The 6,380-nt window shown below is 41.6% G+C and carries 3 protein-coding genes and 2 pseudogenes; 2 read left to right on the forward strand and 3 right to left on the reverse strand.

Features of this window, described 5'->3' with window-relative positions; all coding sequences use genetic code 11:
- The 3 genes from tnpA to AB4512_RS19795 all read right to left on the reverse strand — a co-directional run.
- A partial coding sequence (gene tnpA / locus AB4512_RS19785; protein WP_408063696.1) for an IS66 family insertion sequence element accessory protein TnpA occupies positions 1 to 192 on the reverse strand: 192 nt, incomplete at its 3' end.
- 473 nt (positions 193 to 665) lie between these two features.
- Positions 666 to 2,369 (reverse strand): hypothetical protein, encoded by a 1,704-nt coding sequence (locus tag AB4512_RS19790; protein ID WP_241910562.1) that lies wholly within the window; start codon positions 2,367 to 2,369, stop codon positions 666 to 668.
- Positions 2,370 to 2,425: 56 nt separating this feature from the next.
- Positions 2,426 to 4,516, reverse strand: coding sequence for a carboxylesterase family protein (locus AB4512_RS19795; RefSeq protein WP_372175416.1), 2,091 nt, complete (start codon positions 4,514 to 4,516; stop codon positions 2,426 to 2,428).
- 190 nt (positions 4,517 to 4,706) lie between these two features.
- Between AB4512_RS19795 and AB4512_RS19800 the strand changes: the two are divergent.
- Positions 4,707 to 5,319: pseudogene (locus tag AB4512_RS19800) on the forward strand (IS6 family transposase); the annotation flags it as partial.
- A 5-nt stretch (positions 5,320 to 5,324) separates the two neighbouring features.
- Positions 5,325 to 6,380, forward strand: a pseudogene (tnpC, locus tag AB4512_RS19805) (IS66 family transposase); the annotation flags it as partial.

Here is a 6,380-nt window from a genome sequence, read left to right on the forward strand (position 1 = left end):
CTTTTCAACGATTTCGGCTTTAACAAATCCGACAAATTCCGATTGGCTTGCTGTTTGGAGTTGACGCCGTTTGGCAAAGAACGTGGATAAACTCAGTCCATGCTCTTCACAAAAAGCGCGTTGGGTAACACTGCTGCTTTCATATTGTTCAAACAGTGATTGCCATTCTAGGTTGGTACGTCGTTTTACCATTTCAACTCTCCTTTGGGTTGGAGAGTTGATCTTATTCTTCGTGCTGAAGGATTAGAATGCGGTGTTCATGGCACGCTTACGGATTAGCTGGCATTGTTATCCCCTTAAAAATCTAGACGACAACTATGCTGACACGGGGGGAAACAGCCGATCGCAATCACCGAAATACGCATAAGCGACATATTGTTTTTTAAAGTTAACTGGGCTTAGATATCCAAGAGCACTGTCCTTCTTGTTCGATTATAATCAACTTCGATGTGCTTGGATGAAAATACGCAAGTGCTTGATGCATCTCTTCTCGCGGGTGAGGTGTTGCGTTTCAAGTGGCGGAGAGCCTTTAAATCAGAATGCTACCCGAACAAAAAAATGGCCATAAGAAACTAAGATGTTTCATGGCCACATTGTTAGATTAATGTTAAATAAATTGAGCTACGGATACTCCCCATATTTCAGCTTAGTATTAACACAATCATTTACCATCGATAGCCCAAACTAACTGTATATGCTTCTCTTGTTTCACCTTTATTATAAAGGGCTGTGATATTATAGTGTTTACCTATTTGCTTATTAAAACCAATCAAATAAGCCCATTGATTTAGAGAAACATCAACGTCATAAGTGAACTCACCTTGTAACGCATCTACATAACCTAGATTACCGGCTAACGTAGAATCTAAGCCTTGATATTCAGCACCAATTAATAACTGAGCTCTATAATCAACAAGCTGATAACCAACCATTGGTTGAGCAACAAACAGAGTATCACCCCAGCTCGAAGAGCCCTCTAATCGTGTTTGAGATGCGGTCATATTAAGCGTGGCGAAAAATTCTTTATACCCGACGGCTAGTGTAGTACCCACACCTAACAGATCATAGTCAAGACTTAAAGGAAGCTTCAATCGACCAGGGCTACACAGAGGGAGTCCTTCATTGCTTAGCGCACTACATAAGGCATCACCTAATCCAGGATCGATGCCGTTTAAACTATCTTTAACTTCGTTTAAACTCTCCGATGTATATTGCGCATCAATGGTTGCCTTAACTTTAATCTTTCCAGCTAAAGCGTAAACATTCCAGAAAGGCAAAATATAGACATCTCCCCTTATACTAAAACTCTCAGCATTAACTTTGGCGAAGGTCTCTGTCGGTTCAAAGTCCTTATCTAAATTCTGAAGGCCTAATGCTCCGAGACCTAAATTAAAAGATTGAAAGCCAAGATCCATATCTTGATTGCGATAAGCGACAGAAAAACCGTATGGAAGAGGAATATCAATACCTTGTCTACGGACTAAGTCTCCCATCAGTGGGAAAAAACTACTGACCTCGACCTTTTCTTCTCGAATACGAGGATCTGATGCTTCTTCAAGCTTTTCACTATCTAGAACTTCGACACCATCTACATCGTCATAAAAAGCGACGGGAGTCATGAGCAATGACAGAGTAAGCTTTTCTTTTTTTCTAGTTACTCCGTTTGCCACAATGGTTTTGCTTTTAACGTAAAATTGACCATTGTAACGCTCACTGATTAAGATTTCTTGTCTATAATCCTCAATTCTATAAGTACCATAGGTAAATGGTTGCGAATTAGTGATCACCATTTTAACAGGCTTGCGATCTTCAACACTTATCTCAACTCGCATGAAACGAAAATAGGCGACATCTTGAGGTAGTTGATACTTAGAATAGTTAAAACGTACAATTGCACGACGTTCATCTAATTCTTCAACGGTAACCGAAGACCGATCGTAACTATCTGAGTAGGCGCGAAGTCGATATTCTGTTTTAGTCAAATATTCAATGGAGTCTATCGCTCCACCATCTTCTGAGAGTGAAGGTTCACCATCGATTTGAGAAATTTGATCCTGAAAATATTTAATCCTCAAATCAATATTTCCCTTTAAATCTGTTGTTTGCACTAAATAAAAAGATGAAGATGAAGCCTCCTCATTAATTGAAGTGACTTTACGAACGTGCTCAACAATATGATCACCTTGAGATAAAGTACTAATACCATACTTAGGTAGGTGTTCCGGTATGCCATACTGCTCAAAAATCGAAGCTTCCTTTGCATTAGCAATATTAGAGAGTATCAAAATAAAAGAAAAGAAACTTACGCACCAAGATCTACGAAATAAAATAAAAAAAAATTTCGATGATTTACTTTCATCTCTATCCAACAAACTCTATTTAGCATATGTAGCATCATTCCTACCTCACTGTAATAAAAGACGACTTAGTAAATAGCATCACAAATACCTTGTGATGTGCTAGCATCAATACCCATATTTATCGTAGCATCCCACGCTGTAATATTCTTGTTTATTTCGCCACCATCATCCGTGGCATTATTAACTATCACCAATATGTTATCTGTATCTTCTTGGTATCGATATTCAGGGTTGAATAATTCATCGCTAAACCACAAACTCGATACTTCTCCCATAAGAAGAAGGTCACCTTCATCAGGCGCTATCTTCGTTCCGCTTTGGTTATATAATCGATTAAACACAAAAGGAATTTCAGCTTGGTTACAGGCTTTTCCACCGAAGCAAGCCAAATTACCTATTGTGTCAAAAATAGAGTCTTCAATCAGCTGGTTATTAAAACTTGCGACATAGTCAAAATGATAAATGATAGGAGTGATGTCATGATCGACTTCTTTTGCGTAATCACGAATAGCACATTTATATATCAATTGATTATTTAATTGATTAAACTTTCTTATCTCTTCTGATACCCCATCTAAAGTGGTAGGATTTTCCGATGGTGAGAAATCATCAAAGCGTAAAGGCGTTTCGGTCAACCGATCTACATATAGGATTGATGATATTAACGTGTACGCAGGTATATCTGCTATTTGTGGCAAATCACGAATATCATCACTATCTCCTATTAAAAATAGGACAACATCAAGTAATTTAATACCCGGTAATAATTCTATGTTAATCAAGAATAGTAACTTTAACTCCGCTATATAACTATCCGTTTCATTGTTATTAAATCCTATAATAGAAGGGACGGTTAAAGGAGCTTCATGAGCGAGGCTTGTTACGTGATAGCCTGGGTATTCCTCATATTCTGTGCAAACCCCAAGGAATGTCTTTATGCACTCACGATGGGACTCAATGTAGGGTGAAAAGGGAAGTAATTTCGCTCGCGGTTCGATTGCTGCAATATCCGATGCGTATTTCAAAGTAAGCTTCGCCACAATCGATTCCGTGCTATCGCCATCTTCAATCCAGCCCAAGATGTCACTGACCATACTTTCGATGGTTTGGTCAGGTAAACCAAACAAGCGTCCCGTTATTTCTGCTTTTACTTGTTTTTGTAGTTCTAAAATCTGATCAACCGTCAATTGGTTAATACTTAAATCAGGATACAGCGTTGCCATTGCAGTTTCTAAAGTGTCGTATTGGTCTTTCGCTGCAGCGTATGATTCAAATGAAAGTCCGAGCGGTAAACTTTGCATAATCGCTCTGCTAAAGAAATTACCGGCAATATCATCTTCAGGATCGCGCTCTCCACTGGTTGTTTGCTGAAGCGCATTAATTGATGTCGCACCAGCACCTTGCCCAAATACAGTGACGTTTGTACTATCTCCGCCAAAGTCTTCGATATGTTGGCTAACCCACTCTAGAGCTCGCTTTTGATCACCAACCGCAAAGTTGCCCCCTTTCGTTTGACCTGCATCTTCAACCCACCGTTTTCCCAATAAACCAAGACGGTAGTTAAAAGTAACAGCGATAAAGGGGTTATCACTCATTGTACTTTGTGCAACGGCGACATCTGGAATTATATTGGGCAGGTGTCCAGATCCCGTTTCAAACGAACCACTATGGATATAAACATACACAGGTAATAAATCACCTGAAGTCGCATTATTAGGTCTCCATACGTTCAAGTAAAGGCAGGTCTCTGAGTACAATTCTGTTGAGCCAAACTGAGGGCATATATTCCCAAAGTCTGTATACGAATTATTTTCGGTCACCGCTTGTGCTAGAGGCAGCATCACACTGTGTTCAAAACGGTCAGGCGCACCGAAGAAAAAATCACCTTCGCTACTATCGCCCGAGTAAGCATAAGGTATCCCTTTGAACGTTTCTATTGTAACCAGTGAGGTACCGTCTTCAGTCGCAGAAAGTGAAGGGGCGACTGTGATTATTGGTTCTTTGAGGCCTTGTATAGTCACTTCACCTATTTGAGCCTCAAAAGTAATGGGTTGAGGTGATTCCTCTTCAGGAGCAGGGGTAAAGCTGAACTCAGTAGAATCATCACGACAACCGAAAAGTACAACTCCGATCAAAACCAAAAATGCTTTTGTCATCACTTACCTCTTCAATATCGAAAGTAAAGAACATTGCTATCACGCTTTGAATACCAAAATCAATCTTCTAATATTAGACTTAAAAATCAGAAAAGGTGGACAATATTACAATTACAGGTTCTGTCGTAAACAGTGGTGATAGGTTAAACTCTTCATCAAAATTCACCACTGCCGACGCTATGGCCATCAAATTTACAGGCGCCACTTTCCTTCCGACATCATTCTTCCGGCTGTTCGTTATTACGTTTCTTATAAGCTGATCTACCGTGAAACCGAAGAGATACTCAATGAGCGAGGTATCGATGTTGATCACTCAACCATCAATCGGTGGGTTATCAAATACGCCCCACTATTGGAGCACAGAGCACACCGAAGAAAGAAGCCTGTCGCTACTTCGTAGCGGATGGATGAGACTTACATTAACGTCAAAGGCCAGTGGAAGTATTATTACCGAGCCGTTGATAAATGCGGTAATGTGATTGATTTTTTACTGTGCGAATACCGTGACGAGAAGGCAGCTCGCGCCTTCTTCACCAGGCAATTAGCCATAATGGCTTGCCCGAAAAGGTCGTGATAGATAAGAGTGGTGCTAACGCATTAGCGTTACATAATATCAACGTCAGCCTTTGGTTAACGGGGAAGATGCTCAATCTAATTGAAGTGCTTCAGGTAATGTATCTGAACAAAGTCACCGTAGAGTGAAAGGTAAAATGCACCAGTGCCTAGGGTGGAAATCTGATGAAGGAGCAAAAGCTACTCTTGCAGGGGTAGATCTTTGGACTATGATTAAGAACGGACAGCTTGATAACCTAAATATGCTTGTCGTCAGTGCGAGAAAACAGGCGACAGCAGCCGAATCGTTCAGAAGCCATCCCCTCAGAGCCTCATCCCTAAAAGCTTCGCCACAGAAAGTTTGCTGACCAACATCATTCTTGGAAAATACCAATACGCGATGCCACTTTATCGTCAAGAATCGCTGTTTACCCAGTCGGGTATCGAGCTATCACGTACCACCATGGCTAGGTGGGTCATCCAAGTCAGTGAGAAGTTCGCCCCGCTGTATGCCGCCTTGAAAGAGCACCTACTTCAACAAGTGGTGGTTCAAGCGGATGAAACGCCGCTCAATGTGCTCAAAGAAGAGAAGCAGTGTTATATGTGGCTCTACTGCTCAGGCGCTGACTCACCCGAAGCGGCACTGCCGAATGTGAAAAATATTGCCTTGTACGACTATCAAAACAGTCGCGCGAGGGCTTGTCCCGTGGACTTTTTAGGTGACTACAACGGTTATCTACAAACCGATGGCTACGCGGCTTATGATGGACTTCATCACGTCACCAAGGTAGGGTGCTTAGCGCATGCTCGTCGCAAGTTCATGGATGCTAAAAAGCTTCAAGGGAAAGGTAAATCAGGCAAGGCTGATAAGGCGCTGGCTAAAATCCAAAAACTCTACGGGATAGAATCACGCTTAAAAGGTGCGCCTGCCGAAGAGCGAAAAGCAGAGCGTCAAGCGCTTGCCAAGCCGATACTGGATGAGCTTTACCAATGGATGACAACCCAGAAGGTGATAGGCTCTAGCCCACTAGGCAAAGCAATAAAGTACACGCTCGGGCAATGGCCTAAACTCATTCGTTATATCGACGATGGTCACTTATCTATCGATAATAATCGCGCTGAACGCGCAATTAAACCGCTGGTTATTGGCAGGAAAAATTGGCTATTCTCCAACACACCAAATGGCGCTGAGGCGAGCGCGATGCTTTACAGTATCGTCGAGACTGCAAAAGCCAACGGCCTTATCCTCTATGACTATATGGTCAAGTGCATGAAAGAGCTAGCAAAAGCAGAGCCCGATATCGATGCACTC

It is taken from the genome of Vibrio sp. 10N.222.52.B7 (assembly GCF_041474275.1).
Taxonomy (GTDB): Bacteria; Pseudomonadota; Gammaproteobacteria; order Enterobacterales; family Vibrionaceae; genus Vibrio; species Vibrio crassostreae_C.

Coding starts and splice junctions, on each gene's coding strand:
- AB4512_RS19795 (WP_372175416.1), bottom strand. CDS start 4,516: ATGACAAAAGCATTTTTGGTTTTGATCGGAGTTGTACTTTTCGGTTGT.